Consider the following 26,028-nt stretch of genomic DNA (forward strand, 5'->3'; position numbering starts at 1 on the left):
CGCGCGACCCGACCCATCTCCCTAGGCGGCGCAGAGCGCTTCCGCCAGCGACCAGAACAGGTTCCGCTCGCTGAAATCCAGGCGCCCGGTTCCCACCCACCTGGCGCCGCTGCTCTTCAGGTAGGTGAACTCGATATAGAACTCCGGCCCCTCTTGCGCGGCCGCGGCCGCGCTGTACGTCCCTCTCCACGCCTGCACCGTGTTGTCCGTGGCCATGGTCAGGTCCGCCGCGCCCTTGACGATACTGGCCAGCGTCACGCCGCCGCCGGCCACCTGGCCCAGATTGTGCCGTGGCATCACCCCGGCGACCGTGCGGTCGACGGCGCCGTCCGCCATAATGCCCACGCCCGTCTTGAACGTATCGATCAGCGCCTTGGCCATGCCATGGCCGGCGGCCAGTTCCTTGAATCGCTCGCCGGGACGGTAACGCGCGGCTTTGACATGGATCGCCGGAAGATCCGGAATCGAATTCACGATTCCATATCGCGATTCCCTGCGGAAGAACTCGTCGATCTCCGGCAAGGTGCCGATCAGGACCAGTGGCCTGGCGCCCATCGCCGTGTCCTCGAAGTGGTAGTAACTGCTCCCCGAAGACCTCGACGCTGGCGCGCACGCACCCTTGTCCTCTACGAAGTTGCTGCCCATGCCAAGCCGGCCGTTCATCCACGCATGCTTGAACGCATGCACCTGCCCCGCATACCTGCGCATCATTTTTATTTGCCGCATCCACTTCCTCATCGCAATCGGTGCGCACCGCGCGCCGCGATAAGAATCATGGCAGGGGGAATTCCCGTCAGGAACCCGACATTTCTGAGCGCGACATCGCCGGACACGTGGAAGTTCCGCCACGAAGGACCGGCCCGCAAGCCGAAGTCCCGCGCGAAGCCGTTTTCCCTCCCGCCCGGCGATCAGGCACCGCCCTGGCGGTCCCTGCGCAACGAGATCAGCTCGCGGGCCTCCTTGTCGGAGTCCACGCCCAACCGAACGAGCATGTCGACCTCGTCCACGCCCTGCGACTTCGCGTAGTCGGCGATCTCCTGCTCGATCTCCGCTTCATACAGGGCGATCCGCTTTTCCTCCGCCCCACCGGCCTTGGCCGTGGCGCGCGCATCGGCATTGCGGGCGAGTTCCGGCTCGGCGGCCAGAAGCCGCTCCCGGCCCTTGGCGATCGCCACGTCCAGGCGTTTCTCGGCCGCTTTCGCGTTATCTACCATGTTCAGCTCCTTTGGCACGAGGCCGTCAGTCTTTGGACGAGGCGGATACGCAAGCCGCGTGCGCCCCGGCTGCTGCGAGGATAGCGCGCCTCGCAGTCGTGCGGCACTGCAACCAAATTGCTGCTCTGCAACTAATATTGCATCTGTAAAATTACTGCAATATATTTTGCATAACATCCCTCGCCAACGCTCGATCGAGCACTTACCCGGATACCCAGGATGCGGTTCGAAGAACTCGTCGCGGAAAAACAGGACACCCTGACCGGTTCCGACCGCAAGCTGGTCGATGTCCTGCTGTCCGACACGACCGTGGGCAGCTTCATGCCCGCGCACAAAATCGCCGAGCGTGCGGGCGTCCATCCGTCGACGGCGGGCCGCCTGGCGCGCAAGCTGGGATTCGACTCCTACCGTGCCATGCGCGAAGCGATGGTGTTCGACCTGGACGCATCGGCCCGGGTACGCAACCGCATCGACAACGCCACGGGCGGCACGCTGCTGGAATCGCTCGTCGCCGGCGAAATCGGCGCGCTCAGCCGGCTGGCTGAGCAGGTCGGCCAGAAAGACATCGCCACAGCCACCGATTGGCTGCGGCGCGCGCGGCACATCATCGTCGTCGGTGAAAGCCATGCCGGCAGCCTGGCCGAACTCTTCGCGCGGCGCCTGAAGCGTTCCGGCTACCACGCCGTGGGCCTGTCGCATGCCGATTGGCAGGCAGCGGATGAACTGATCAGCCTGACGGACAAGGATCTGGTGTTCGGCATGATCTTCCGTCACGACAGTCCCGGGGTGGCGCAGGCGTTGAAGCTCGCGCGCGAAACCGGCGCGGGCAGCGTGTTGCTCACCGACCTGACTCTCGCCCCGATGGCGCAGCTGACGATGACCGCGCGCCGTGGCGAACCGGGGGAGTTCCACTCCCTGACGGTACCCATGGCGATATGCAACACGCTGATCCTGGAACTTTCCCGCGTCGATCACGGCCGTTCGCTCGACGCACTGGGGAAGCTGGAAGAGCTGCGGCTCAGTTTCGAAAGATCCGTCACGCCGCCTCGCCGGCGCTGATCTGCCTATCCACTCATCGATTCACGACGCGCGGGAGACAAACATGTTCGAACCAAACCGGTATGCCGCCAAGGGCGTGCTGTGGTGCATGGCGGTGCTGGGCGTCGCGCTGGCTCCCGGCGCGGCGGTGGGTGCCCAGGCCACCGCCGACACACGGCCCGTCCTGACGGTCGCGGTCAACGAACTGGCCCGCACGCTGGACCCGGCGGCCGGTAACGGCAACGTCGACGTCCGTGTCTATTACTCCATCTACGACACCCTTATCCGGCGCGACTTCGATCATCCGGACGCCGACGGCGGCGCCAGGCTGGAGCCGGGGCTGGCCACCAGCTGGACCTGGACCACGCCGACCACCTTCGACGTGAAGCTGCGTCCCGGCGTCGTTTGCCACGACGGCAATCCCTTCAACGCCGACGACGTACTGGCGACGTTCTCGCCGGAACGATTATGGGGACCGGACGCCTATTACGCGGAAGGCCCGGCCTACTTCGGTAATTTGACCAAGGTCGAAAAGCTGGACGATATGACGGTGCGGTTCACCACCGCGCAGCACGATGCCGCGATCGAACAACGCCTGTCCAGCTATATGTCTTTCGTCATATGCGATGAAGCCTGGAACAAGTTCAGGAAGGACGGCGTGCCCGCCAGGACGTGGATGGACGAAGCCGCGAAGGCGCTGCGCTTCAATCCCGTCGGCACCGGTCCCTACAAATTCGCCAGCTACCAGAAGAACGACCACATCACGCTGCAGGCCTTCGACCGCTACTACGGTGGCAAGCCCGCCGCCCGTACGGTCACCTTCAAATCGGTGCCGGAAGTGGCGGCACGCATCGCCGGCGTGGTGGCGGGCGACTACGACATCGCCGCGGAAATCCCTCCTGACCAATGGGATGCGCTGGCGGGCTACAAGGATCTGACCTTGAAGACCGTACCGCTGGAAAACAGCCACGTCGTGGTCTTCAATACCCGCGATCCGCTGCTTTCCGACAGGAACCTGCGTCAGGCCCTCAGCCTGGCGATCGACCGCAAGGCCTTGATCGACGCCTTGTGGAAAGGCAAGACCTTCGCTCCGAACGGCTACCAGTTGCCCAGCTTCGGCAATCTGTACGACAAGGACCGTGCCGGCTACCGGTACGACCCCGAACAGGCGAAGAAGCTGTTGAAGCAAAGCCGCTACAAAGGCGAGGAAATCTCGTACCGCCTGATTCCCAACTACTACCTCTACAACGTCGAAGCCGCGCAGATCATGCAGGAGATGTGGCGCGCGGTCGGCATCAACGTACGCATCGACTTCGCCGATAGCTTCAAGGACGTCCGCAAGCCCGGCGTGCAGATGTACGCGTGGTCCAACACCTATCGCATCCCGGACCCCACCGGTTCGCTGCTGATCCTCTGGGGCCCGAACTCCGAGATACAGAAAACACAGAAGTTCTACACGCCGGATCCCGCGTTCAACGCGCTTGCGCTATCCCTGTACACGGCCACCGATCCGGCCCAGCGGCGCGCCACTTACCGCCAGGTGCTGGACATCTTCGAGAACGACATGCCCATGACCATGCTGTACAACCCCGTCACGGGCTATGCCATGAAGAAAAACGTCCAGTGGCAGCCGTACTCGCAGTACTACATGGACTTCCGGCCTGACAACCTTTCCTTCGGATCCCGGTAAGTGCCGCCCCTCCTTTCCGTCCAGGGCCTGAGCGCCGGATTTCACACCGCCGCGGGTTACGCCGGCGTGCTGCACGAAGTCAGCTTCGACGTCGGCCCCGGCCGCACGCTATGCATCGTCGGCGAAAGCGGCAGCGGCAAGAGCATCACCTGCCAGGCCATATTGGGCCTGCTGCCGCGTAATGGCCGCTTGACCCGCGGCCGCATCCTCTTCGACGGACTGGATCTTGCCGTCCTGCCCGAACGCGAACTGCGCCGCGTGCGCGGGGCGGGCATCGGCATGGTGTTCCAGGACCCGCTGGGCTCGCTCAACCCCGTGCACACCGTGGGAAACCTGCTGGACGAAACCCTGGCCCTGCACACGCCGCTTACCCGGGCACGGCGTGCCGTCCGCGCGGCCGAGCTGCTGGAAATGGTGGGCATTCCGGAGCCGGGGCAGCGGCTCGCATCCTATGTGCACCAGTTCTCTGGCGGCATGGCGCAACGCGTGATGATCGCCATGGCGCTGGCTTGCGGTCCCCGGCTGCTGATCGCCGACGAACCCACCACGGCATTGGATGTGACCATCCAGGCCCAGATACTTGATCTGCTCGACCGCCTGCAGGCCGAACTCGGCATGTCGCTGCTTTTCATCACGCACGACCTGGGCGTCGTCGCCGAGATGGCGGATGACGTGGTGGTGATGCGCGATGGCTGCGTCGTGGAAAGCGCGCCAGCGGCGCTGCTGTTCCGGCAGCCCCGCGAAAACTATACGCGCGAGCTGCTGGCCGCCATGCCGCGCCTGGATACGCGGGCACCGGTCTACCGTTGGCGCGAGGAATGGGCATGACAGCGCCTGCCCCATCCGCCCCCCTGCTGGAAGTCAGCGAGCTGCGCCGCTATTTCGGCGGCGGACGCACACTATTGCGGCACGCCCCGCGCATTCACGCCGTCGAAGACGTCTCCTTTCACCTGCGCACGGGCGAAACCCTGGGACTCGTCGGCGAAAGCGGCTGCGGGAAGTCCACCACGGGCCGCATGATCGTTGGCCTGGACCGCCCCACCCGGGGTGCCATTCGCTTTCGTGGGCAGGATCTGTCCGCCCTGACCGAGGCGCAATGGCGCGGCCGGCGGCGCGATGTGCAGATCATCTTCCAGAACCCGCTGTCCGCGCTCGACCCGCGCCTGCCGATAGGCCGGCAGATCCGGGAACCGCTGGACCTGCACGCCATCGGCCCCGTCGCGGAACGCGATGCCGCGGTAGACGCATTGATGCACGCGGTGTCCTTGCCCGCATCCCTGCGCGACCGCTTTCCCCACCAGGTAAGCGGCGGACAGGCACAACGCGTCGTCATCGCGCGGGCGCTGGCGCTCAAACCCAGCCTGATCGTCTGCGACGAACCGGTATCGGCGCTGGATGTTTCCGTACAAGCCACCGTCGTCACCCTGCTGGAAAAACTCCAGCACGATCACGGCATCGCCTATCTGTTCATTTCCCATGACCTGCGCGTCGTGCGGCGGCTATCGCATCGCGTCGCCGTGATGTACCTGGGCCAGATCGTCGAAGAAGGCCTGACCGACGATTTATACGAACAGCCCCTGCATCCCTACACCCGAGCGCTGCTTTCGGCCATTCCCGATCTGTCGGCCACCGGTTCGCGCGAAGGCACGCGGCGCATCGTCCTGAAGGGCGATCCGCCCAGTCCGGCGCGGCCGCCCGGTGGATGCCGCTTCCACACCCGATGCCCGCATGCGCGGGATCGCTGCTCGGCGGAAATGCCCGCGCTGCGGACCATCCATGACGGCCGTGCGGTGCGCTGCCATTTCGCCGGACAACTGGACCTCTAGGGCCTGCCAGGAACAGGAAGGAGACCCCGCATGCATACGCCCTTGATCATTGCCCATCGCGGCTATTCGGCGCGCTATCCGGAGAACACGGAATCCGCGTATCGGGGCGCCATCGCCATCGGCGCCGATATCGTCGAAAGCGACGCCCGGCTCTCGCGCGACGGCGTCGTCCTGGCTTGCCACGATGCCACGCTCGACCGTATCGCCGGCGATGCGCGCGCCGTCGCCGACATGACGGCGGCTGAACTCCAGGCCGTCGCCCTGGACGGCGGAGCGCGCCTATCGTTCCTGCCGCGGACATTGCTGGACATCGCCCCATTGCGGCCGGTACTGATCGACGTGAAAACGCCCGACCTGGCGCTGATGGAAGCGATCGTTCGCGACATACGGGGCTGCGATGCCGCCGACAAGGTCTGGATAGGCGCGCGCGATCCCGCGCAGGTGGCCCTGGCGCACGCCCGGCTGCCCGGCGTCCGCCTGCTGGCACTTCTGCCCGACTACACGCTCGCCGATGAGTTCGCGCGGGCGGGGGCTCAGGCGTTTCGCGTATGGGAAGGCCAGGTGGACGACCCGGCCGCCGCGCGGGTACTGCGCGAGCGGCCGGCCTGGGTCACGATGGGAGGCAGGAATACGCCGTGCGAAGTAGGCGATACCACGCCTGATCGCCTGGCGAGCATCCTGGCCCGGGGACCGCGAGGCGTCCTGCTGAACGATCCCGCCCTGATGACCGGCCCACGGGCGCCGCGGCGGGAGGCGGCATGAACACACGCCTGTTGATGCGCAAGCTGTCGCGCGGCCTGTTGACCGTATGGATCATCGTTACCTTTACCTTCGTCGCCCTGAACCTGTCGGGCGACCCCATCGAAGCGCTGGTGGGAGACCAGGCGTCGCCGGAGGTCGTGCAGCAGTATCGTGCCAGGTTCGGCCTGGACCGCCCGCTCTGGGAACAATACGTTTCGTACCTCGCCAATCTCGCACGCGGGGATTTCGGCCTGTCGCTGTCGGAGCAGCGGCCTGCCACGCAGCTCATCGCGGCAGCGCTTCCCTACACGCTGCGCCTGGGGCTGACGGCTTACGGATTCGGTCTGGTGCTGGGCCTGACGCTGGGCATCGTGGCGGCGTTGAACCGCAACCGGCCCGTCGACCGCTTCGTCATGAGCTTCGCCGTCCTGGGCTTCAGCCTGCCCAACTTCTTCCTGGGCATCCTGTTGATCCTGCTGTTTTCGCTGCGCCTGCGGCTGTTGCCCAGCGCGGGCGCCGACACCGCATGGCATCTCGTCCTGCCCGCCATTACGCTGGGCACGCACTTCGCCGGCGTCTTCGCGCGCTTCACGCGTTCGGCGATGCTGGAAGTACTCAACCGGCAATACATGGTCGCGGCGCGCGCCAAGGGGGTGCCCGATTTGCGGCGTGTCGTCTGGCACGCGCTACCCAATGCCGCCATACCCATCGTGACCATCGCGGGCCTGAAGCTGGGCGACCTGGTGGCCGGCTCCATCATCGTGGAGACCGTATTCGGATGGCCGGGCGTCGGACGCCTGCTGGTCGGATCGGTCACATCGCGGGACTTCGCCGTGGTCCAGGCGATATTGATATTGACCGCGGTGACGATGGTCCTGACCAACCTCGCCGTGGACTTCATCTACACGTTGCTCGACCCGCGCATGCGCACGGTGCGCAAGGAAGGCTAGCCCTATGTTGTCCGCATTGTCCTGGCGCAAGGAAAAGCCGGCGGGTCGCGGCGCCCCCCGGCGTTATCCCACGCTGGTATTGCTGTCTCTGCTGTTCATCGCGCTGCTGTTCGGCGTGTCGTGCCTGGCCGACGTGCTCGCGCCGTACGACTATCGCACACAAGCGCTCCGGCTGCGGCTGGCGCCGCCATTCTTCCTGGGCGGCAATAGCGCCCACTGGCTGGGCACGGACGAACTGGGCCGCGACATACTCAGCCGCCTGCTTTATGCGATCCGCTTCAGCGTGCTGGTGGCCCTTGGGGGCACTGCCATCGGCGCGGCGGTGGGCACCACGCTGGGTTTCCTGGCGGCGCATTTCCGCGGCTGGGTCGAAGAAGCGATCATGATGCTGACCGATGTGCAGGCTTCGCTGCCCTTCATCCTGATCGCGCTGGCCTTGATCGCCGTCTTCGGCGGCAGTTTCATGCTCTTCGTTTTCATCATGGGCTTCTATGGCTGGGAGGTCTTCGCTCGCCTGACGCGGGGCGTAGTGATCTCGGCCAACAACCAGGGCTATGCCATGGCGGTCAGGGCGCTGGGCGCCCCGCCCTGGCATATCTATGCCAGGCACATCCTGCCCAACATATTGAGCGTGCTGATCGTGCAATTCACCCTCAATTTCCCGCAGGTGATCCTGCTGGAAACTTCGCTCAGCTTCCTCGGCCTGGGAATACGCCCGCCTTTGACCAGTCTGGGGCAAATGCTGGGATCCGGGCGCGCCTTCCTGACAACGGCATGGTGGATCGCAATCTTCCCGGGCGCCATCATCTTCCTGACCACGATGTCCATTTCCATCCTGGGCGACTGGATACGCGACCGGCTGGATCCGGCGCTGCGCGACGCCAGATAAAAAAAACCCTCCGCGAGGAGGGTTTACGCAAATGCCGGCAAGGAGAGACCGGCGACGGCACGTAATCAATCGGCCTGTGCTGCAGGCTGGGCGGTGGCCTGGGCAGCCGCAAGGCCGGCGGCCTTGCGCTGGCGGTTCTTGCGGACGAAAGCCGCCAGTTGCCACACCACGATCGCGCCGATCACCGCAAACAGCGTACCGCTGATCGGCCGCGACACGAAGATGCCGAAATCGCCGCGGCTGAGCAGCATGGCGCGGCGAAAGTTTTCCTCCAGCATGGGGCCCAGGATAAAACCCAGCATCAGCGGCGCGGCTTCCATGCCCAGGCGCATGAACAGGTAGCCGATGAAGCCGAAAACCGCCGTGATATAGACATCGTCCAGGCTGTTGTTGATGCTAAAGGTTCCCACGCAGCAGAAGAACAGGATCGAAGGGAAAAGCACGGTATAGGGAATCTTGAACACCGACAGCCAGTAACGCACCAGCGGCACGTTCAGGATCAGCAGGAAGCAGTTGCCGATCCACATGCTGGCCACCAGGCCCCAGAACAGATCCGGATGGTTGGCGATCATGTTGGGGCCGGGTTGCACGCCTTTGACGATGAAGGCCGCCAGCATCAGCGCCATCACGGCGTTTTCAGGTATGCCGATGGCCATCAAGGGAATAAAGCTCGTCCGCGCGGCCGCCTCGTCGGCCGCCGCCTGCCCGGCCACGCCCTCGATGGCGCCCTTGCCGATTTCATCGCGGTACTTGCTGAAACGCTTGTCGGCGGCATAAGCGGCAAACTGCGCGATCGTCGGTCCGCCGCCGGGCAGGATGCCCAGCACCGAACCGATGACGCTCCCGCGCAGCGCGCTGGGAATGATGCGCTTGAACTCCGTCCAGTTCGGCATCAGCTTGATCTTGCCGTTGAAGGGCGTAAGCGTATTGCGGGCGTCCAGGTTCTTGACGATCTCGGCAATGCCGAAGCAGCCCAGCGCGATGCTGATCAGGCCAACGCCATCCTGCAGGAACATCAGGTCCATGGTGTAGCGCGCCATGCCGCTGTTGACGTCCGTACCGACCACGCCCAGCAGGATGCCGATCATCGCCATGGCCAGGCCGTTGAGCAGGCTGCCGCTGCTGACGAAACTGACGCAGAAGAATCCCAGCATCATCAGCGCGCAGTAGTCGGCGGGGCCGAACAGCATGCCGACTTCGCCCAGTGCCGGCGCCATTGTCGACAGCACCACAATGGCCACCGTGCCGCCGATGAAGCTGGACATGCCCGCCGTGAAGAGCGCCAACCCGGTCTTGCCCTTCAGGTTCATCTGGTATCCGTCTATGCATGCCACGATACTGCTGGCATGCGGGATCTTCATCGTGATGGCGCTGACGCTGTCGCCGTATTGCGCGCCGTAGTAGATGCCCGCCAGCATGATGAGCGCGCCGCCCGCGGGGATGGAGTAGGTGATCGGCAGCAGCAGGCTGATGGTCGACAGCGGACCGAGGCCCGGCAACAGGCCGATCAGGGTACCGACCGTGCAGCCCAATGCGCAATACATCAGGTTTTCCAGGGTCAGCGCCTGTTCGAAACCGAACGAGAGGTTGTGCAGGATATCGATCATAGTAGCGGCAGGCTCAGGCCCAGCAGGAATTTGAAAGCACACGCCACCGCGATCAGGCCGGCGGAGATCTTGACGTTGCGTGCGACCGAATACGAAGTCCCGGCGAGTGTCGAACAGAACACCAGGAACACGATGCCCAGCAGCATGTTCAGGAAGTGCGACACGAGCACGAAGCCCACCAGGCTGGCCATCACGATCGCGATATTGCGAAAGCTGTAGTTCAGCGGGACGGGTTCGACGAAGTAGGCCCGCACGACGGTGACCAGGCCCACGAGCAGCAGGCAGCCGCATATCAGCAGCGGGAACAGTCCCGGACCGAAGCGGGCCAGGGTACCCAGGGGATAGGTTGCGGCGACGCCGCCGAACACCAGGGCGAAGGCCATCAGGAACAGGCCTCTGACGAAATTGCGGTTGTTCATGTTCATGGCCGGTGCTCTCCCGGCCGGGCCGCGTGTCTGCGGGATGTCATTCCCCTCTCCTCATCGCGTTATCGACGCATCGCACGGGCTTGCACGATGCTGAACGGGATTGTGGAGAGCAGCACTTTCAGCTTGCTGTCGGTTTCCCCGGATACGCGTATACACCTAGGGTGCAAAAGCAACAGCGAGCTGAATGAAAGCCAACCAAAAGCTGAACGTGATATGACAATCCGCTGAACGATACCGGGCACCTGGGCGCCCTCCCGCGGCCCCATCCGGGGGGCGAATGTCCCGCTATCCCGGGCAGCACACGCCCCTTCCACCGCCTGCCGCCACCCCGGGCGAACTTGGCACGGCGGCCGGCTTGTCCGATGATCCGATCTTCGACACAAAAAAATAAAGGAACCCCATGCCTTTCGCATTCAATGGCGCCACGCGCATCTATTGGCGCAGCGACGGCTCCCGCGCGCTGCCCGTCCTCGTGCTGGGCAACTCGCTGGGCACGGATTTCTCGCTATGGGATCCGGTCCTGCCGCGGCTGATGCGGCATTTCCGCGTGATTCGCTTCGACATGCGGGGACACGGCGCCTCCGACGCCCCGGATGGCGACTACACGATGGACCAATTGGCCGGCGATCTGGCCGCCGTCGTCCACGCGGCCGGGCTGGACAAATTCCATTACTGCGGCGTATCCCTGGGCGGGATGGTCGGCATGGCGTACGCGCAGCGGCCGGACCATAAGCTGGACAGGCTGGTCCTCTCGAACACCGCCGTGCAGTTCCCGCCGGATGTCTGGAGCACCCGCATCGACAACGTGCGGCGTGGCGGCATGGCGGCGATCGCCGACGGCGTGCTGGGCCGTTTCTTCACGCCGCCCTTCCTGGCGCTGGAGGATCCGCGCGTCGAACGCGTGAAGGAAACCCTGCTCTCCCTGGAGCCGCATGGCTACGCCGGCTGCTGCGCCGCCATCCGCGACATGCGGATCGCCGACGGGCTGTCCTCGATCCAGGTCCCCACGCTCGTGGTGACCGGCGCGCACGACCAGTCCACGCCCCCCGAGCGGGGGATGGAGATCGCCGGCGCCATCGCGGGCGCCACCGTGACCGCGCTGCCCGGCGCCCACATCCCAATGGTCGAGCTGCCGCTGCAATGGAGCGACGCCCTGCTCGATTTCCTGGCGCCGGAAGGCCAGCTCGCGGAAAGCGAGCGTTACGCGCTGGGCCTGGAGCGACGGCGCGACATCCTCGGCCGCGCCTACGTCGACGCGCGGCTTGCCGCCCGCACGGCGTTCAACACCGGGTTCCAGGAAATGATCACCCAGCTCGCATGGGGCAAGATCTGGACATCCACCCGCGTCGACGACGCGACACGCCGGATCGTCGTCATGGCCATCACCGCCGCGCTCGGCCGCTGGGAGGAATTCGAGCTCCATATCGAGGCGGCTTTGCGCGCCGGCGTGGAAAGCCGCCTCATCGAAGAGGCCCTGTTCATGGTCAGCGTCTATGCCGGCGTACCGGCCGCCAATACCGGCTTTGCCATCGCGGGGAAGACGCTGAAGAAGTTCGCGGAGATCGGGTAACGTGCCTACACCGTCGTCTTGGCGATAGCGCGATATTTCTCCACCGCTTTCTTCAGTGTCGCGCCGAAGGCATCCGGGGTGGGGTCGATCTTTACCTCGACGCCCTGCCTGGCCAGTTGCGCCGTCACCTCCGGACGCTGCAGCGCCTTCGCCACGGCGTCGCGCAGCTTCTGCACGACGGGCGCCGGCGTGCCGGCAGGCGCCAGGATCGCATTGAAAGTATCGTCCTCGAAACCGGGCAGACCGGCTTCGGCGATGGTGGGAACGTCCGGCAGCAGCTTCGACCGCGTGGAGGTGGTCACCCCCAGGGCATGCAGCTTTCCGGAAAGTACGTAAGGGCCCGACGTGCTGACCTGATCGAACATCACGTTGACCTGGCCGCCGATCAGATCGGTCAGGGCCTGTGCGTTGCCCTTGTATGAAACGGCCAGCATTTTGATGCCCGCCTGCTTGCTGAACAACTCTGCCGCGATATAGCCAGTCGAGCCGATCCCGGACGATCCATAAGAGATTTCGCCAGGATGCGTCCGCGCCCGCTCGATCAAGGCCTTTACGGTGCGCTGGGGCACAGCCGGATTCGCCACCAGGACCATCGGGATCTGCACGGTCTGCGTGATCGGCGCGAAATCCTTGATGGGGTCGTACCCTGCATTGGGTACGAACTCCGGTACCGACACGAAAGTATTGGCCACCGCCAGCAACGTATAGCCATCCGGCTCCGCGCGCGCGACTTCGCGGGTGCCAAGCAGGCCGCTGGCGCCTGGCTTATTTTCCACGACCACGGATAGTCCCAGATCTTCCGTCATGCCCTTTGCGACCAGGCGGGCGACCATATCGACGGTACCGCCCGGCGATACCGGCACGACGATGCGGATGGGCTTGCTGGGATAGCGATCCTCGGCCCGCGCGGGCGAGGCCATACAGGCAACACCGACGGCCACGGTGGCCGCCTGCAACAGGAATCTGATAGGACGCGCGGTGTGTCGGCGGATGTTCATCGATGTCTCCATTTTTGTAGTCAAGCTAATATGCCGCTTCTCTCGGCTTCAGACGCCTTGAACGCCGTCACCGGGGCAGGCAGCCCATCTTAGGCACGCCTGCGCGGATGCGCCATCGAGAATATTTCGCCACATCATCAAGAAAACTAATATTTGGCATCGCATACGGAGACCCCCGACCATGAATCCGCAACTGCCGCCGCTGAATCCGCTGCGCGTGTTCGAAAGCGTGGCTCGCCATGCCAGCTTTACCGCGGCCGCACAGGAACTGCACATCACGCAAGGGGCGGTCAGCCACCAGATCAAGGCGCTCGAAACCTGGCTGGGCTTCGCGCTGCTGGAGCGAGGCGGGCGGCGCCTGCGCCTGACGCGCGGCGGCGAAAGCTACGCCGCCGCACTGACCGGCGCATTCGCTCAGATCACGCGGGCGACGCGGGAACTCGTGTCCACGGGCGCCAAGCAGGTATTGACGGTGCGCGGCCATACGACCTTGTTCATCCGCTGGCTGATCCCTCTCGTGCCGGCCTTCCAGGCCGCCCATCCGGACATCAACGTCAAGCTGTCTTCCAGCGTGGAAGGCGTGGACTTCACGCGCGAAGAGGCCGACATGGGGATTGTCTACGGCGACGGGCCCTGGCCGGGTTTGCGCAACGACCTGCTGTTCAGCGATGCCCTGACACCGGTCATGGCGCCGGAAATGGCTGCCCGCCTGCCGCGCCCCTGTAGCGCCGAAGCCCTGTTGCGACTGCCGCTTCTGCATTCGAACCGCCGCCCCCAGCACTGGCCGGATTGGATCCGGCTGGCCGGCGCGCATCGCGGAATGGCCGTGGGCGATATGTACTACGAAGACCTGAGCATTATCTACCAGTGTGCGACGGAAGGCCTGGGCGTTGCGCTGGGCCAGTTGCGCTACGTGGAAAAGGATCTGGCCGAAGGACGACTCGTGGCGCCTCATCCGCTTGTCCTGCGCCGCCCGCGCGGCTACCACCTGGTCTGCCCGGCGCAGCATGCGGACGATCCGAAGATCGCCCGTTTTCGCGTATGGCTGCTGGACCGGATTCGCGACGCCGGGCAGTAGCGCAGGACGACGCCGGGACCCAGTCCTCAGCGCCGCGCGGCAACGATCAAATCGGCCGCATCGATGGGCTGCCCTCGCAGCAGCCGCTGCATATTGCCGAAGGCGCGCGACGCGACATTTCCCACGTTGTCCATCACCGCGCCGCCGCTGTGCGGCGACACGACCACGTTGTCCAGCGTGAACAGCGGATTTTCCGCCTGCGCCGGCTCTTGGTCGAAAACGTCCAAGCCGGCGCCGGCCAGTTTGCCATCGACCAATGCCCGGTACAGCGCCGACTCGTCCACGATGCCGCCGCGCGCGGTATTCACGATGACGGCGCCGTCCTTCATGCGGGCCATGGCGTGTTGATCGATCATTCCCCTGGTCTGGTCCGTCAGCGGTACATGGATGCTCAGGATATCGCTGCCGGCCAGCAGTTCGTCCATGTCCACGTAACGAACGCACAAGGCGCGCTCCGTGTCGGCATCGGCGCGCCGCCGGCTGGTATAGCAGACGTCCGCATCGAAGCCGCGCAACCGGCGCGCCAACATCCGCGCAATATTCCCGAACCCCAACAGGCCTATGGTCTTGCCGGCGATCTGGTAGCAGACCGAACGCATTTCCGACTTGAGCCATATGCCTGCGCGGGTGGAACGGTCCGCCAATGGCAGCCGGCGATAAACGCCGAGCATCAGGGCGATGGCGTGCTCCGCGACGGGACCGGCGTTGGCTCCGCTGGTAATGGCGACGGCAATCCCTCTGCGCCGTGCCGCATCCAGGTCGATTTTCTCGTAGCCGATGCCCCATTTGTGGATCATCCGCAGCCTGGGCGCCTGGTCGATCATCCCCGCCGTAACGGGTTGCCAGCCGGCAAGGATGAAATCCGCATCCCGCGCCAGCGCCGCCTGTGCAGCGGCATCGCCGCTGCCGGCGAACCGGATTTCGAACCCCGCGGGCGCCGCCGCGGCGATCGCGCTTTGCACGGGCGCGGCCATGACATCCAGGAACGCCACGATGTACATACCCTCAGGCCTCCGTATGCCGGGCTCGATGATCGGTCAGAAGTCGTAGAGCCGCGCCGGGTTGTCCACCAGCAGCTTGCGCACGCGGTCGTCTGTTCCTGCCCATTGCATGCAGCGCAACAGCGCCTGGGCGTTGTCCTCTGGCCGGAACGGCGTGACGGCGTCGACCGCCAGCGGTGCGCCGGCCGCGGAACCGGGATGCGGCCAGTCGGTGCCCCACAGCACGCGGTCGGGATTTGCATCGATCAGCGCGCGCGCGATGGGCGCGGCATCGGCGTAGCCCGGCGAGCCGGAAATCCGATAGGGCGCGGATAGCTTGACATAGACGCGGCCGGTCGCAAGTGCCGACGACAAGGCGCCAAAGCCTTCCTGCGCAACGCCGGCGGCGCCTTGGGCGCGTCCGAAGTGGTCGATGACCAGTGTCACCGGCAGCTCCGCCAATGCACTGCCCAACGACGATATCGTCGCCAGGTTCGTATACGTCTGCACGTGCCAGCCCAGCGGCGCGACACGCCGGGCCGCATGCAGCAGTTTGGCGTGCGCCACGCCGGGGTCGTGCTGTCCGGCGGTTTCCAGGTTCACGCGTACGCCGCGCACGCCTGCACGGTGCATGTCGGCCAGCGCTTCATCGGAAGTGCCGTCATCGATCACCGCAACGCCGCGGCCGCGCCCATTCAGCTGCGCCAGCGCATCCAGCAGGCAGCGGTTATCGCTGCCGTAGGGGCTGGGCTGCACGATAACGGTGCGCTCGATGCCAAGCTCGCGGTGCATGGCGACCAGCGCATCCAGTGGCGCATCGCCCGGCGTATAGGTGCGCGCCGGATCGAAACGGTATTCCGACGCGGGGCCGAATACATGTACATGGCAGTCGCAAGCGCCCGCGGGCGGCCTGGCGGAAACATTCGTCATGAAGCATTCTCCTGTGGCAGCCCGGGGTCAGCTTTTATAGGAGGGATAGCCGCCCGGCTCGGCATCGAGCAGGCGCAGCATGGCATGCCATTCCAGCTCGCCGTACGGACGTCGGGTTCCGGGCTGATACAGATGCGCCGACCGCTGCAGGATCTCCTCGCTGGGCAGCCTGACCTGTTCCATACCGCCCGACATGGCGTCTACCTGCGTCCGGCACGCCATCTCCAACTGATACATCAGGTTGAAGGCCTGAGGCACGGAAGCGCCGCAGACCAGCAAGCCATGGTTGCGCAGGATCATGGTGTTGTGCGGACCCAGGTCGGCCACCAGGCGTTCCTGCTCGGCGAGGTCGACCGCCGGCCCTTCGAATTCGTGGTAGCCGATGTGGCCATGAAAGCGCGAGGCCGTCTGCGTGATGGGCAACAGTCCGTCGCGCATCGCCGAAACCGCCATGCCGGCGCGCGTGTGCGTATGGATGACGCAGTGAACGTCCGGACGGGCACGGTGTATGCACCCGTGGATCACATAGCCCGACTTGTTGATGCCGTAGTCGGTGTCCGGCTTGCGGCAGATATTGCCGTCATAGTCGATCTCGACCAGGCTCGACGCGGTGATCTCCTTGTACAACAGGCCGTACAGATTGATCAGCAAACGGCCCTGCTTGCCCGGTATCTGCGCGGTAACGTGGTTGTAGATCATGTCGGTCATGCCATAGCGCTCCAACAGCCTGTAGCACGCCGCAAGGTCTGTCCGGCTCTTCCATTCCGCCTCATCGACGACACCTTCCAGACTCGGAAAGTCGGTGCTGTATCGCATATTCACCTGATGCTCCTGTTCCGCCACGGGATCAGCCATGGCTGAGATGGCCTGCTCGCGTAGCGAAGGCGAATCTGTTTCGCGCGCGCAGGCCGATGACTGACGGGCTACTGCGCCCGGATATCCTGTTCCTTGATAATGCGGCCCCACTTGGCGCTTTCGGCACGGATAAGTTCGCCGAACGCCTGTGGCGTGTCGCCGGCCGGGTCCGCGCCCATCTTCGCCAGTGCCTGCTCGACCTCCGGCTGGGCCAGCACTTTGCGTACGTCGGCGTTCAGTTTCCGGATACGGTCCGCGGGCACGCCGGCGGGCGCGACCAGGCCGAACCAGTTGGTGAATTCATAGCCCGGCACGCCGGCCTCGGCCAGCGTGGGAACGTCCGGAAGCAGGCTGGAGCGCTTGGCGCCCAGCACACCCAGGGCCCGCAACTTGCCGCCCTGAATGTAGGGCAAGGATTGCACCAGACTATCGAAGGTGACCGGCACCTGCCCGCCTATCAAATCCGTGAAACTGGGCGCGCTGCCCTTATAGGGGATGTGCGTGAGCTTGACGCCGGCCATCTCGTTGAAGAGCTCGCCGGCAAGATGCGGCGCGCCGCCCACCCCCGATGAAGAAAAGTTGATCTGCCCCGGCTGGCGCTTGGCCATGTCGATCAAGTCCTGCACCGACTTCGCCGGGAAGGCTGCGTTGGCAACCAATACGAAATTGACGTCGACCACGTTGGAAATGGGCGCCAGATCCTTCATGGGATCCACGTTCATCTTGTACAGATGCGGATTGATCGACAAGTTGCCCAGCGTCGCCATGAAAATGGTGTAGCCGTCGGGCGCGGATCGCGCCGCGATCTCGGTGCCTATCACGCCACCGGCACCGCCGCGGTTGTCGACGATCACCTGTTGCCCCCACAGGGCAGTCAGCCGTTCCGCGATGACGCGCGCCACGATGTCGGTACCGCCGCCGGCGGGAAACGCCACGATCATTCGTACAGGTTTGTCGGGAAACGTTGCGGCACACGCGTTTCCCATCATGAGGCCGGCTGCTGTCATGGCCAGGCCCGCGCGGCTGAAAATTCGAAAGGCCCTGCGCCGCGCCGCGTTCATCGCGCGGTCCCGGTGCTTGGCGTCTGCGTGGCGAGATAGGCCTTGGCCGTATCTTCGTCCAGCAGCGGGAACACCTCGAAGTGCGCCGGAATGATATCCGACCACTCGTTCATCAGGCGGTGCAGCGTCTCGTTGGAATCGACGTCGAACAGGGCGACGGCGCCACGGCCGACACGCGCATGCACGGAACGGGACAGGCCGGACTCAAGAAGAGGACGCATCCAGTCCCAGTAACGGCTACGCGAATCGATCAGGGTCGTCGGGCGCTCGGGGCGGGGGGTGCTGATGACCAGAAATAGCATGGTGTCTCCTACCATCGTCGTCGGATATTTGTTGTCCGGGGATGGTAGCGACACGTCGCCGGTTTTCACAGCGACGATATTTCATGCAAGCATTACATCCGCTAATGAGCGCGGCCGGCGCCAGGGCGGGCTGGCGTAGCCCGCCCCACGATGAATCGAGCAAAGTTTGATCGAGATCAGGGCCGCCGCCTGACCGCCCGATAGAATTTTCCGCGAAGGCACCGGATCGGGCCGGTGCGGGAAATACGGGTAAGCCATGGACGCATCTCAGCGGACGGGAAGGGTTATATCGGTGCGCGGCGCCGTCGTGGATGTCGGCTTCCACGGCGCGGCGCTTCCGCCGATAAACGCGGCCCTGGCCGTTCAATGGGACCGGCCGGAACCGCTATTGCTCGAAGTCCATAGCCACGTCGATCCGGAGACCGTCCGCGGCATCGCTCTGCAGGCGACCGCCGGGCTGGCGCGCGGTACGACGGTGCGCGCGCTGGGTACGCCCATCACGGTACCGGTCGGAGATGCAGTGCTGGGTCGCCTGCTCGATGTCGTCGGCACGCTGCGCGATCGCGGGCCGGACCTGCCGCCCGACACGCCGAGGCGACCGATCCATAACCCCCCCCCGGCGCTCGAAAGCGCAACCGCGACCAGCACGCTTTTCGAAACCGGCATCAAAGTCATCGACCTGCTCGCGCCTCTCGCGCGCGGCGGCAAGGCCGCCATGTTCGGCGGCGCCGGCGTCGGCAAGACCGTGCTGGTCATGGAGCTTATCCATGCCATGGTCGAGAAATACCAGGGGATATCGGTCTTTGCCGGCGTCGGCGAGCGCTCCAGGGAAGGCCATGAGCTTCTGGCGGACATGCAGGGTTCCGGCGTCCTCTCGCGTACGGTGCTGGTATACGGGCAAATGAACGAACCCCCGGGCGCACGCTGGCGCGTGCCGCTTACCGCGCTGACGATCGCGGAGTTCTTCCGCGACCGGAAGCACCAGAACGTCCTCCTGCTGATGGACAATGTCTTCCGTTTCGTCCAGGCGGGCAGCGAGCTTTCCAGCCTTCTGGGGCGCCTGCCCTCGCGGGTCGGCTATCAGCCTACACTGGCCACCGAGGTAGCTTCGCTACAGGAACGGATCGCTTCCATAGCGGGGACCGCGGTTACCGCCATACAGGCCGTCTACGTCCCCGCGGACGACTTCACCGATCCCGCCGTCACCGCGATATCGAGCCATACCGACAGCATGATCATGCTGTCCCGGGCGCTCGCCGCCGAGGGTTTCTACCCCGCCATAGACCCGCTGGTTTCGTCGTCCGTGCTTCTCGACCCCCTTATCGTCGGCGAGGAACACTACCGTATCGCGGAGCGCGCACGCGAGGCGATCGCCCGATTCAAGGACTTGCAGGACATCATCGCGCTGCTCGGCGTGGAAGAACTGGGCGCGGACGACCGGCTGCTGGTGAAGCGGGCCCGCCGCCTCCAGCGCTTTCTCAGCCAACCTTTCGCGGTGACGGAAGCCTTTACCGGCCAACCCGGCCGTAGCGTCACCCGCGCCGATACGCTCGCCGGATGCCGTGCCATTCTCGATGGCGAAACCGACGACTGGGCGGAGAGCTCGCTCTACATGGTGGGCACATTGCAGGAGGCCCGGCAAAAAGAGGCGGCCTCCGCGGAAGCGAAGGCGACCTCATGAGGCTGCGTATCGTCACTCCGCTCGAGATCGTCGTCGACGAGGATGGCGTATCGGCCGTGCGCGCGGAGGATGCGACGGGCAACTTCGGCATCCTGCCGCATCACGCCGATTTCCTCACCAGCCTGTCGATTTCGGTCGTCGACTGGAAAAGCAGCGGCGGATCCAGGCGCTACTGCGCGGTTCGCCGAGGCGTTCTTGCCGTTCAAGCCGGCCACGACATTACCATCGCGACCCTGGAGGCGGTACCCGGCGACGATCTTGCGACCCTGGACGAGACGGTGCTCGCCCGCTTCCGGTCCGACGTCGAGATGGAACGCACGGTGCACGTCGAAAGCACCCGGCTCCATCTTGCCGCCATTCGACAGATCATGCGCCATCTGCGGCCCGGCGCCGGGAACGGCGACAGGATGCTTTCATGACCGCCCACGGCATGGGGCCGACACCCGAACCCGGCGGGGAGCGCGACGAACAGGACCCGCTCGTCGATGAGATCCGCATCAGGGGAAAGCGCCATCGACGCTGGCTGCGCGAGGGCGACCCCTCCGTCGCCCGCCGGCTCGCGCAAGTCGGTGTACTCGGCTGGATGGTCGTGACGCCCACGCTGCTGGGGATGTTCGCCGGCCGCTGGCTGGACGAGAAATTCGGTTCCGACCTGTTCTGGACGGCGCCTCTTCTGATGCTTGGCCTCGCAATCGGCTGCTGGTCCGCATGGAAATGGATACAACGCGCATGACACCGTTTCCGGACAGCTTCCCGATCGACGGCGTCCGATTGCTCGCGTCCGGAGCGTGGCTCGGGACCGGCATTGCATTGGGCCTGCTGCATTTCGGCGGGCTGCGCCGGACGGTGTCCAAGCTGGCCCGCGGAGGCAGCGCGTTCGCCGCGATCTGCTGGACGATCGGCCGCTTCGCCCTGCTCGGCGGCGGCTTGTCCCTGGCGGGCCGCCAGGGCGTACTTCCCTTGCTATGCATGGCGGGCGGCGTGCTGGCCGGGCGCATCATCGCCACCCGGGAACCGAAGGAGAACCCCACGTGAACTCGCCGCTGGGCAGCAGCCCGCTTTTTCACCTGGGCCCGATCCCCATCGCTTCCGCCGTCGTGGTGACATGGGCGATCATGGCCTTGCTGGTGCTGGGCGCCGTGGCGGCCACGCGACGACTCGCGCTCGTGCCATCGACATTGCAGTCCTGCCTGGAGTTGATCGTGCAGACGGTCGACAGCCAGATCCTGGACACCATGCGTGCCCAACCCGCGCCCTACCGGGCGTTCATCGGCACGCTGTTCGTCTATATCTTCGCCGCCAATTGGTCCTCGCTGGTGCCGGGCGTCACCCCGCCGACGGCGCATATCGAGACCGATGCGGCGCTGGCCCTGCTCGTCTTCCTCGCGGTGATCTGGTTCGGCGTCCGCGCGGGCGGGGTCGGCGGCTATCTGGCGACCTTCGCCTCGCCCAATCCGATCATGATTCCCCTCAATTTCATCGAAAGTCTGACGCGGACATTCTCCCTGGTCGTGCGGCTGTTCGGCAACGTAATGAGCGGGGTCTTTGTCATCGGGATCATATTGAGCCTGGCCGGACTGCTGGTTCCGATCCCACTGATGGCGCTCGATCTGCTGACGGGCGCCGTGCAGGCCTACATCTTCGCGGTGCTGGCCATGGTCTTTATCGCCGGCGCCATCGAAGAAAGCCGGCCCGCAACCGAATCCGCCCATAAGGAGAATGCGCAATGAACTGGTTATCCATGGTCAGCATCGTTTCGGCCGCCGTGGCGGTATGTTTCGGGGCCATCGGGCCCGCTCTCGCGGAAGGACGCGCCGTGGCGGCCGCCATGGACGCGATCGCGCGGCAGCCCGAATCCGCCAATACCATCTCCCGGACGCTCTTCGTCGGCCTGGCCATGATCGAAACGATGGCGATCTACTGCCTCGTCATCGCCCTGCTGCTGCTGTTCGCCAACCCATTGCTGAAGTAGACCGATGGCCATCGATTGGTGGACGCTTGGCATCCAGGCCGTCAACGTCCTTATCCTGATCTGGCTGCTGGGACATTTTTTCTGGCGTCCGGTCGCGGCCATGGTCGAGCGGCGGCGCAAGGCTGCGCAGCAACTGCTGGCCGATGCGCAAGCGTGTCGCGACCAGGCAACCGCCGCGCTCGCCGAGATCGAACGGACCCGCCAGGGCTTCGCCCAGGAGCGGGACGGAATCATCGCCGGCGCGCGGGAGGCCGCCGAAAAGGCGCGGGCCGGCATCCTCGCCGCGGCTGCCAGCCAGGCCGCCGCGATCGAGGCGTCCGCCAGGACGGCAATCGAGAAGGAACGCCATTCCGCCGACAAGGCATGGGCCGAGCGCGCCAATCGACTGGCGGTACAGATCGCCGGCCGGCTTGCCGCACGCCTGGCGGGCAGTGCCGTCGATGCCGTCTTCCTGGATTGGCTCCTGCAGGAAATCGGCAGGCTTGCACCCTCCGCCCGGGACACGATCCGCACCAACGGCGCCGCTTTCGAGGCGGTCAGCGGCACACCGATCGAACCGGCCGATCAAGAGCGCTACCGTCACCTGATCGGCGAGGCACTCGGATTCCAGCCCCCGATCACGTTCAAGGTAGACCCCACCCTCATCGCCGGGCTTGAACTGCACGGGGCGCACCTGAGCATCACCAACAGCTGGCGCGCCGACCTTGCCAACATCCTCGCGGATCTCGACCATGACGTCTGAACTCGTCCAACCGGCGGATCGACCGGCCGGCGACTGGCTCGACCGCGGGCAGTCCCGGCTGGACAACTTGACCCTCGGACCGAGGACAGAGCAGATCGGCCGGGTAGAGGAAATCGGGGATGGCGTTGCCCTGGTGTCCGGCTTGCCGGACGCACGGCTGGACGAACTGCTGCGTTTCGAACGAGGGCAGTTCGGATTCGCGCAAGTGCTCGACCGCGACCGGATAGGCTGTGTCCTGCTCGATGACGCAAGCGCGGTGGAGGCGGGCGATGCCGTCCGAGGCACGGGCGATGTCGTGCGCACGCCGGTAGGGCCAGCCCTGCTCGGCCGCGTTATCGACCCGCTGGGCCGCCCGCTCGATGGCGCGGGTCCGGTCGTCGCTGAAGCGCGGGAGCCGATCGAACGCCCGGCGCCCGCCATCATCGACCGCGATCCCGTCACCCAGCCCGTCCAGACCGGCCTCGTCGTGATCGACGCGCTGTTCGCCCTTGGCCGGGGACAACGTGAACTGATCATCGGAGACCGCGCCATCGGCAAGACGTCGATCGCGATCGATACGATCATCAACCAAAAAAACAGCGACATGATCTGCATCTATGTCGCGGTGGGCCAGAAGACGTCGAGCGTGCGGCGTGCCATTGACGCCATCAAAGACTTCGGGGCGCCCGAACGCTGCATTGTCGTCGTCGCCGGCGCGTCGGCTTCCGCGGGTTTGCAATGGATCGCGCCCTTCGCCGCATTCACGATCGCCGAGTATTTTCGCGACCGTGGGCAGCACGCGCTCATCGTGATAGACGATCTGAGCAAACATGCCGCCAGCCACCGCGAACTCGCGCTGCTGACGCGCCAGGCTCCAGGCCGGGAAGCCTACCCCGGCGACGTCTTCTACGTTCACGCACGGCTGCTGGAGCGGGCCGCGCGGCTATCGAAGGAGAACGGCGGCGGGTCCCTCACCGCGCTTCCTATCGCCGAAACCGACGCCGGCAATCTCAGCGCCTATATTCCGACCAACCTGATCTCGATCACCGACGGACAGATCGTCCTCGACGCACGCCTTTTTCATGAGGGGCAGAAACCGGCCGTGGATGTCGGTACAAGCGTAAGCCGGGTTGGAGGCAAGACGCAGGCACCCGTGCTGCGCAACGCCGCGGAGACCCTGCGCCTGGACTACGCGCAATTCCTGGAACTCGAGACCTTCACGCGATTCGGCGGGATGCCGGATACGCGCGTGCGCGAACAGCTCACCCGTGGCGCGCGGATACGGGCAATACTGGAGCAGTCGCAACATTCTCCCCTGCGACTCGCGGACGAGGTGGGGCTGGTACTCGCCGTCCAGGCCGGCCTGCTGGATGCGCTCGAGTTATCGTCCGTGGCCGCGTTTCGCCGCGACCTCGGCTCAATGCTCGATCGTGAAGTCCCGGACCTCGTCCGCCAGATCCAGGCATCGGGAGAACTGGACGATATCGGCAAGCAGGCGCTGATCGAGTCCTTGCGCCGGTATGCGGCCTCACTGGCGCCGCCGGCGTCCTCCGTGACGGCGGGACGAGCATGACGGAACGACTTGCCGACCTCGGGGCGCGTATCGACGGAATCCGCCAACTCGGCGCGGTGGTGGGCGCGATGCGGGGGATCGCCGCCGCTCGCGCCCAACAGGCGCGCAATCAGCTGGCGGCGGTGGACAGCTATGCCGACACCATCGCCCGGGCCATCGGGCGGACACTCGCGCTGGTCCCGGCGGCGCCTCCGGCGACAAACGGACCCGCGCGGCGCGCGCTCGTACTATTCTGCGCGGAACAGGGATTTGCCGGAGCCTTCAGCGAACATGTACTCGATGCCATACCGGACGGATTGCCCCCATCCTGCTTGTTCCTGGTCGGCACGCGCGGTCGCGCGGTCGCTTCGGAAAGGCATATCGTTCCGGGCTGGAGCATAGCGGTTCCATCGCATTCGCCCGGTATTCCAAAACTTGCCGACGGCATCGCCGATGCCCTATATGCCCGCATTTCCAAGGGAGAAATCGACCAGCTCGATACGATCTTCGGCCAATGGGAAAGCGGCCACGGCCTGCGAATCGAACGGCGCCGGCTATTTCCGCTCGACCTGGCGGCGTTTTCCCTTCCGGCCGAGCAGAATGCGCCACTGCTCAACCTGCCGCCCGAAGCGCTATTGGTCGAGTTCACCTCGGCCTACCTGCGCGCGCAACTCTGCAACGCCGCCCTGCATGCCTTCGCCGCGGAGAACCAGGCCCGCATGGAAGCGATGGCCTCCGCGCACCGTCACATCGAGCGCCAGCTTGCCGGATTGCGGGCCACGGAGCGCATCCTGCGGCAAGAGGAGATCACCGCCGAAATCATCGAGCTCGCGGCGGGCGATACGGCGAGCCGGGCGGCCCCCTAAAGGGACACTGTCCGAGACCGGACGGCCGCGCGGCCGCGCAGCGCCGCCGTCTGCCTGAGGCATTGCATCAGCTGAGTCGCCACCGGCGTCGGCATCACTTCGCGCAGCGCGATGATGCCGACGCTGGGCAGCTCCAGGTCTACCCGCAGGCGCAGTACCGAAAGCAGGCCCGATTGCTCGAACTCCCGCGCCGCGCTTTGCGCCATGAAGCCGACCGCGCCGCGCCGCCGCACGAAAACCGACACACCCAGGTAGGAAGACGATTCGACGACGTCCTCCGGCGGCTCCACGCCGTGGCGAAGAAACTGCTGTTCCAGCTTGACCCGCAGCGACGCCCATGGCGGCGGCATCACGCAGGGCGTGGCGGCAACCTGCGTCCAATCCGGTTTGCGCCGCCGCGCCAGCGGATGCCCGGGTGCCACCACGGCCACCATGGGCTCGGCGTACAACGCTTCGGTCGTGAGGTCCGGAGAAGCGTAGCCCGGCTCCAGCCGCCCCACGAACAGGTCGATTTCGCCCAGGCGCAGCTTGGGAAGCAGGTGGGTCAGGTCCCCTGTCTCTACCAGCACCGTCGCGCGGGTGGATTGCTGCTTCAGCAGGACCACCGCGTCAGCCAGCAACGGCGACAGCGCCACGCCCATCGCGCCGACTCGCACGCGCCCCACCGCCCCGCTTTCCAGGGCGCCGATCTCGTCGCGCGTGCGTTCGTATTGCGCGAGCACGGATCGCGCGAAACGCACCATCGCCTTGCCGGCCTGTGTCGGCTCGGTGCCGCGCGTGGATCGCAGGAACAGCACTTGGCCCAGCATCGCCTCGATCTCCGTCAGCATGCGCGACACGGCGGGTTGGCTGACGGACAGGAACTCCGACGTCCGGCCCAGGTGCCGGAACTGATCCAGCGCCACCAGCAGCTGCAGGTGGCGCAGCTTGATATTGCTGCGCAAGACACGGTCGAGTTGGGCCATGCGCGAAGTTTACTTAACCAAAATGGTATGTAGCAATGACGATATTCGAATGGAATGTTATGTAGTGGCTGACCCACAATGCGAGGCAAGTCCGGGCGGCAGACCCGGGCGGAA

29 protein-coding genes are annotated in these 26,028 nt (G+C 65.3%); 18 read left to right on the forward strand and 11 right to left on the reverse strand.

The annotated features are described in order from the left end of the window. Window positions 1–21 precede the first annotated feature (21 nt). The gene (locus tag ACO1P8_RS15375) at window positions 22–711 is read right to left on the reverse strand and encodes a hypothetical protein (RefSeq protein WP_486296755.1); all 690 of its coding nucleotides are present in this window, start codon (window positions 709–711) and stop codon (window positions 22–24) included. 197 nt (window positions 712–908) lie between these two features. Beyond that, window positions 909–1,214 carry a hypothetical protein gene (locus tag ACO1P8_RS15380; protein ID WP_486296756.1) on the reverse strand — a complete coding sequence of 102 codons (306 nt, stop codon included), beginning with the start codon at window positions 1,212–1,214 and terminating at the stop codon, window positions 909–911. Between the two features lie 219 nt (window positions 1,215–1,433). Between ACO1P8_RS15380 and ACO1P8_RS15385 the strand changes: the two genes are divergently transcribed. The 7 genes from ACO1P8_RS15385 to ACO1P8_RS15415 are packed head-to-tail and all read left to right on the forward strand — an operon-like array spanning window position 1,434 to window position 8,348. After that, window positions 1,434–2,273, forward strand: a complete 840-nt coding sequence (locus ACO1P8_RS15385; RefSeq protein ID WP_486296757.1) for a MurR/RpiR family transcriptional regulator — start codon at window positions 1,434–1,436, stop codon at window positions 2,271–2,273. Window positions 2,274–2,316: 43 nt separating this feature from the next. After that, on the forward strand, window positions 2,317–3,942 hold the full coding sequence (locus ACO1P8_RS15390) for an ABC transporter substrate-binding protein (protein WP_486296758.1): 1,626 nt from the start codon (window positions 2,317–2,319) through the stop codon (window positions 3,940–3,942). Further along, a complete protein-coding gene (locus ACO1P8_RS15395; protein ID WP_486296759.1) occupies window positions 3,943–4,770 on the forward strand; it encodes an ATP-binding cassette domain-containing protein in 828 nt (275 codons plus the stop codon). Continuing rightward, complete coding sequence (locus ACO1P8_RS15400) at window positions 4,767–5,768, forward strand: ABC transporter ATP-binding protein (RefSeq protein WP_486296760.1); 1,002 nt, start codon at window positions 4,767–4,769, stop codon at window positions 5,766–5,768. The genes ACO1P8_RS15395 and ACO1P8_RS15400 overlap by 4 nt, the downstream gene beginning before the upstream one ends. 30 nt (window positions 5,769–5,798) lie before the next feature. Continuing rightward, the gene (locus tag ACO1P8_RS15405) at window positions 5,799–6,530 is read left to right on the forward strand and encodes a glycerophosphodiester phosphodiesterase (RefSeq protein WP_486296761.1); all 732 of its coding nucleotides are present in this window, start codon (window positions 5,799–5,801) and stop codon (window positions 6,528–6,530) included. Beyond that, on the forward strand, window positions 6,527–7,459 hold the full coding sequence (locus tag ACO1P8_RS15410; RefSeq protein ID WP_486296762.1) for an ABC transporter permease: 933 nt from the start codon (window positions 6,527–6,529) through the stop codon (window positions 7,457–7,459). The genes ACO1P8_RS15405 and ACO1P8_RS15410 overlap by 4 nt, the downstream gene beginning before the upstream one ends. A gap of 4 nt (window positions 7,460–7,463) precedes the next feature. Then, a complete protein-coding gene (locus ACO1P8_RS15415) occupies window positions 7,464–8,348 on the forward strand; it encodes an ABC transporter permease (protein WP_486296763.1) in 885 nt (294 codons plus the stop codon). 65 nt (window positions 8,349–8,413) lie between these two features. Here ACO1P8_RS15415 and ACO1P8_RS15420 read toward each other — a convergent pair whose 3' ends face one another. Beyond that, window positions 8,414–9,952, reverse strand: a complete 1,539-nt coding sequence (locus tag ACO1P8_RS15420) for a tripartite tricarboxylate transporter permease (protein ID WP_486296789.1) — start codon at window positions 9,950–9,952, stop codon at window positions 8,414–8,416. Next, window positions 9,952–10,374 (reverse strand): tripartite tricarboxylate transporter TctB family protein, encoded by a 423-nt coding sequence (locus tag ACO1P8_RS15425; RefSeq protein WP_486296790.1) that lies wholly within the window; start codon window positions 10,372–10,374, stop codon window positions 9,952–9,954. The genes ACO1P8_RS15420 and ACO1P8_RS15425 overlap by 1 nt, the downstream gene beginning before the upstream one ends. Before the next feature lie 409 nt (window positions 10,375–10,783). On the opposite strand from ACO1P8_RS15425, the gene pcaDC reads away from it, so the two are divergent. Further along, on the forward strand, window positions 10,784–11,953 hold the full coding sequence (pcaDC, locus tag ACO1P8_RS15430) for a bifunctional 3-oxoadipate enol-lactonase/4-carboxymuconolactone decarboxylase PcaDC (RefSeq protein ID WP_486296764.1): 1,170 nt from the start codon (window positions 10,784–10,786) through the stop codon (window positions 11,951–11,953). A 5-nt stretch (window positions 11,954–11,958) separates the two neighbouring features. On the opposite strand, the gene ACO1P8_RS15435 is transcribed toward pcaDC, so the two are convergent. Beyond that, window positions 11,959–12,951, reverse strand: a complete 993-nt coding sequence (locus tag ACO1P8_RS15435) for a tripartite tricarboxylate transporter substrate binding protein (RefSeq protein ID WP_486296765.1) — start codon at window positions 12,949–12,951, stop codon at window positions 11,959–11,961. 181 nt (window positions 12,952–13,132) lie between these two features. On the opposite strand from ACO1P8_RS15435, the gene gcvA reads away from it, so the two are divergent. Next, complete coding sequence (gcvA, locus tag ACO1P8_RS15440) at window positions 13,133–14,029, forward strand: transcriptional regulator GcvA (protein ID WP_486296766.1); 897 nt, start codon at window positions 13,133–13,135, stop codon at window positions 14,027–14,029. Between the two features lie 26 nt (window positions 14,030–14,055). Here the strand turns inward: gcvA and ACO1P8_RS15445 are convergent, their stop codons facing one another. The 5 genes from ACO1P8_RS15445 to ACO1P8_RS15465 all read right to left on the reverse strand — a co-directional run bounded on the left by ACO1P8_RS15445 (window position 14,056) and on the right by ACO1P8_RS15465 (window position 18,157). Next, window positions 14,056–15,030: a 2-hydroxyacid dehydrogenase gene (locus tag ACO1P8_RS15445; protein WP_486296767.1), complete on the reverse strand. Its 975-nt coding sequence runs from the start codon at window positions 15,028–15,030 to the stop codon at window positions 14,056–14,058. 36 nt (window positions 15,031–15,066) lie between these two features. After that, window positions 15,067–15,939 carry an amidohydrolase family protein gene (locus ACO1P8_RS15450; protein ID WP_486296768.1) on the reverse strand — a complete coding sequence of 291 codons (873 nt, stop codon included), beginning with the start codon at window positions 15,937–15,939 and terminating at the stop codon, window positions 15,067–15,069. 27 nt (window positions 15,940–15,966) lie between these two features. Next, window positions 15,967–16,755 (reverse strand): class II aldolase/adducin family protein, encoded by a 789-nt coding sequence (locus tag ACO1P8_RS15455; RefSeq protein WP_486296791.1) that lies wholly within the window; start codon window positions 16,753–16,755, stop codon window positions 15,967–15,969. A gap of 107 nt (window positions 16,756–16,862) precedes the next feature. Next, window positions 16,863–17,735, reverse strand: a complete 873-nt coding sequence (locus tag ACO1P8_RS15460; protein WP_486296769.1) for a tripartite tricarboxylate transporter substrate binding protein — start codon at window positions 17,733–17,735, stop codon at window positions 16,863–16,865. A gap of 116 nt (window positions 17,736–17,851) precedes the next feature. Next, window positions 17,852–18,157, reverse strand: coding sequence for a DUF3303 domain-containing protein (locus tag ACO1P8_RS15465; RefSeq protein WP_486296770.1), 306 nt, complete (start codon window positions 18,155–18,157; stop codon window positions 17,852–17,854). Window positions 18,158–18,413: 256 nt separating this feature from the next. Here ACO1P8_RS15465 and atpD point away from each other — a divergent pair, with 256 nt between their 5' ends. The 9 genes from atpD to ACO1P8_RS15510 are packed head-to-tail and all read left to right on the forward strand — an operon-like array spanning window position 18,414 to window position 24,949. Further along, window positions 18,414–19,838: a F0F1 ATP synthase subunit beta gene (atpD, locus tag ACO1P8_RS15470; RefSeq protein WP_486296771.1), complete on the forward strand. Its 1,425-nt coding sequence runs from the start codon at window positions 18,414–18,416 to the stop codon at window positions 19,836–19,838. Then, window positions 19,835–20,257, forward strand: a complete 423-nt coding sequence (locus tag ACO1P8_RS15475; RefSeq protein ID WP_486296772.1) for a F0F1 ATP synthase subunit epsilon — start codon at window positions 19,835–19,837, stop codon at window positions 20,255–20,257. The genes atpD and ACO1P8_RS15475 overlap by 4 nt, the downstream gene beginning before the upstream one ends. Further along, window positions 20,254–20,571, forward strand: a complete 318-nt coding sequence (locus ACO1P8_RS15480) for an AtpZ/AtpI family protein (protein ID WP_486296773.1) — start codon at window positions 20,254–20,256, stop codon at window positions 20,569–20,571. The genes ACO1P8_RS15475 and ACO1P8_RS15480 overlap by 4 nt, the downstream gene beginning before the upstream one ends. Next, a complete protein-coding gene (locus tag ACO1P8_RS15485) occupies window positions 20,568–20,873 on the forward strand; it encodes an ATP synthase subunit I (protein WP_486296774.1) in 306 nt (101 codons plus the stop codon). Before ACO1P8_RS15480 ends, ACO1P8_RS15485 begins: the two co-directional genes overlap by 4 nt. Next, window positions 20,870–21,568 carry a F0F1 ATP synthase subunit A gene (locus ACO1P8_RS15490; protein WP_486296775.1) on the forward strand — a complete coding sequence of 233 codons (699 nt, stop codon included), beginning with the start codon at window positions 20,870–20,872 and terminating at the stop codon, window positions 21,566–21,568. The genes ACO1P8_RS15485 and ACO1P8_RS15490 overlap by 4 nt, the downstream gene beginning before the upstream one ends. Beyond that, window positions 21,565–21,810 (forward strand): F0F1 ATP synthase subunit C, encoded by a 246-nt coding sequence (locus ACO1P8_RS15495; RefSeq protein ID WP_486296776.1) that lies wholly within the window; start codon window positions 21,565–21,567, stop codon window positions 21,808–21,810. Before ACO1P8_RS15490 ends, ACO1P8_RS15495 begins: the two co-directional genes overlap by 4 nt. 4 nt (window positions 21,811–21,814) lie before the next feature. Continuing rightward, window positions 21,815–22,552 (forward strand): F0F1 ATP synthase subunit B family protein, encoded by a 738-nt coding sequence (locus ACO1P8_RS15500; RefSeq protein ID WP_486296777.1) that lies wholly within the window; start codon window positions 21,815–21,817, stop codon window positions 22,550–22,552. Beyond that, window positions 22,542–24,104: a F0F1 ATP synthase subunit alpha gene (locus tag ACO1P8_RS15505; RefSeq protein ID WP_486296778.1), complete on the forward strand. Its 1,563-nt coding sequence runs from the start codon at window positions 22,542–22,544 to the stop codon at window positions 24,102–24,104. Before ACO1P8_RS15500 ends, ACO1P8_RS15505 begins: the two co-directional genes overlap by 11 nt. Beyond that, the gene (locus ACO1P8_RS15510) at window positions 24,101–24,949 is read left to right on the forward strand and encodes a F0F1 ATP synthase subunit gamma (RefSeq protein ID WP_486296779.1); all 849 of its coding nucleotides are present in this window, start codon (window positions 24,101–24,103) and stop codon (window positions 24,947–24,949) included. The genes ACO1P8_RS15505 and ACO1P8_RS15510 overlap by 4 nt, the downstream gene beginning before the upstream one ends. On the opposite strand, the gene ACO1P8_RS15515 is transcribed toward ACO1P8_RS15510, so the two are convergent. Next, window positions 24,946–25,914, reverse strand: a complete 969-nt coding sequence (locus ACO1P8_RS15515) for a LysR substrate-binding domain-containing protein (protein ID WP_486296780.1) — start codon at window positions 25,912–25,914, stop codon at window positions 24,946–24,948. The two genes, ACO1P8_RS15510 and ACO1P8_RS15515, sit on opposite strands and share 4 nt — an antisense overlap. Window positions 25,915–26,028: the final 114 nt, after the last annotated feature.

It is taken from the genome of Bordetella sp., assembly GCF_057362025.1.